The organism is Frigoribacterium sp. Leaf44 (genome assembly GCF_001421865.1).
GTDB lineage: Bacteria > Actinomycetota > Actinomycetes > Actinomycetales > Microbacteriaceae > Frigoribacterium.
Genome location: NZ_LMLG01000009.1, coordinates 1 through 2,514, shown reverse-complemented (window position 1 = coordinate 2,514; position 2,514 = coordinate 1). Strand labels below are relative to the sequence as shown.

The 2,514-nt window shown below is 54.4% G+C and carries 1 rRNA gene; it reads right to left on the bottom strand.

Going from position 1 to position 2,514, the window contains the following annotated elements:
• Positions 1–2,208 (bottom strand): 23S ribosomal RNA (locus ASE87_RS15110); the annotation flags it as partial.
• Positions 2,209–2,514 lie beyond the last annotated feature (306 nt).

The following is a 2,514-nucleotide window of genomic DNA, read 5'->3' as shown; positions in this document are numbered from 1 at the left end:
CCTACACAAGCCACTCCGAACACCAATACCAAGCTGTAGTAAAGGTCACGGGGTCTTTCCGTCCTGCTGCGCGTAACGAGCATCTTTACTCGTAGTGCAATTTCGCCGAGTTCGCGGTTGAGACAGCTGGGAAGTCGTTACGCCATTCGTGCAGGTCGGAACTTACCCGACAAGGAATTTCGCTACCTTAGGATGGTTATAGTTACCACCGCCGTTTACTGGGGCTTAAATTCTCAGCTTCGCTTGCGCTAACCGTTCCTCTTAACCTTCCAGCACCGGGCAGGCGTCAGTCCGTATACATCGTCTTGCGACTTGGCACGGACCTGTGTTTTTAGTAAACAGTCGCTTCCCACTGGTCTCTGCGGCCTTTCCCGCTCCGGGAGTAAATCCCATCACGGTTCCGGCCCCCCTTCTCCCGAAGTTACGGGGGCATTTTGCCGAGTTCCTTAACCACGATTCTCTCGATCTCCTTGGTATTCTCTACCTGACCACCTGAGTCGGTTTGGGGTACGGGCGGCTTGAACCTCACGTCGATGCTTTTCTCGGCAGCATAGGATCACTGATTTCCCCCAATCGGGGTACGCATCGGATCTCAGGCGCATTGACGACGGATTTGCCTATCGTCAGCCCTACATCCTTACACCAGGTTCACCTTACGGATACCATCGCCTGGCTCAGCTACCTTCCTGCGTCACACCTGTTAATACGTTAACCGCACCAGCATGGGGTCGAGCGTTAGACCGGCCGGCATCACCCCGAAGGGATCCACTCAGCCGGGTTAGGACTCTTAGCACCACTGGATTAGCTTGGGCGGTTCTTCGCCGGTACGGGAATATCAACCCGTTGTCCATCGACTACGCCTGTCGGCCTCGCCTTAGGTCCCGACTTACCCAGGGCGGATTAACCTGGCCCTGGAACCCTTGGTCTTTCGGAGGACGNTTACACCGCCGCTTCACTGGCCACACGACGCTCTCCTACCACTCCGTACGACTGAACCACGAAGGCTTGTCTATAATACGAAATCTACAACTTCGGTGGTGTGCTTGAGCCCCGTTACATTGTCGGCGCGGAATCACTTGACCAGTGAGCTATTACGCACTCTTTCAAGGGTGGCTGCTTCTAAGCCAACCTCCTGGTTGTCTATGCAACTCCACATCCTTTCCCACTTAGCACACGCTTAGGGACCTTAGTTGGTAGTCTGGGTTGTTTCCCTCTCGACGATGAAGCTTATCCCCCACCGTCTCACTGCTGCGCTCTCACTTACCGGCATTCGGAGTTTGGCTGACGTCAGTAAGCTTTTGGGCCCCATCGGCCATCCAGTAGCTCTACCTCCGGCAAGAAACACGCAACGCTGCACCTAAATGCATTTCGGAGAGAACCAGCTATCACGAAGTTTGATTGGCCTTTCACCCCTATCCACAGCTCATCCCCTCAGTTTTCAACCTAAGTGGGTTCGGTCCTCCACGACGTCTTACCGTCGCTTCAACCTGGCCATGGATAGATCACTTCGCTTCGGGTCTAGGACATGCGACTGGATCGCCCTATTAAGACTCGCTTTCGCTACGGCTACCCCACACGGGTTAACCTCGCCACATATCGCTAACTCGCAGGCTCATTCTTCAAAAGGCACGCTGTCACCCCTANACTTTTCACCTTTCCCTCACGGTACTTGTCCGCTATCGGTCATCTGGGAGTATTTAGGCTTATCAGGTGGTCCTGACAGATTCACACGGGATTTCTCGGGCCCCGAGCTACTTGGGATCCCCATTCAGCCAGCGCCAGCATTTCGGCTACGGGGTTCGCACCCTCTATGACCAGCCATTCAAAGCTGTTCGCCTATACTGCGCTGTAACTGTCCCTGTCCGGCAGAACAGGACAACGGGTCCCACAACCCCGACCATGCAACGACCGCCGTCTATCACACATGACCGGTTTAGCCTCTTCCGATTTCGCTCGCCACTACTGACGGAATCACTGTTGTTTTCTCTTCCTGTGGGTACTGAGATGTTTCACTTCCCCACGTTCCCTCTACCCGCCCTATATATTCAGGCGGGAGTCACCAGACATAACGCCTGGCGGGGTTTCCCCATTCGGAAATCCTCGGATCAGGGCTCGATTATCAGCTCCCCGAGGCTTATCGCAGATTTCTACGTCCTTCTTCGGCTCCAGATGCCAAGGCATCCACCGTTTGCTCTTAGAAACTTGACCACAAAGTTGCTGCCAGCCAAAGACTGACAGCTCAGTGTTATCTCATTCGCCAACCACACCCAAAGGGCGGATTGGTCTAAGAAATTGCACTTAGTATCACAAACAACAACCAACCCGAAGGCCGGCCCTGCTTGCGACTAAGATGCTCGCGTCCACTGTGTAGTTCTCAAAATACGGGCGGCACCATGAACACCCTGCAAGTAATGCAGAACCCTCATGGCCCAGAGGAAAAACAACCACACCATGTGTGGATGCTTGGTCCCTCAGGACCCAACAGCGTGCAAGCCCCCCACCCAGAACACCCTC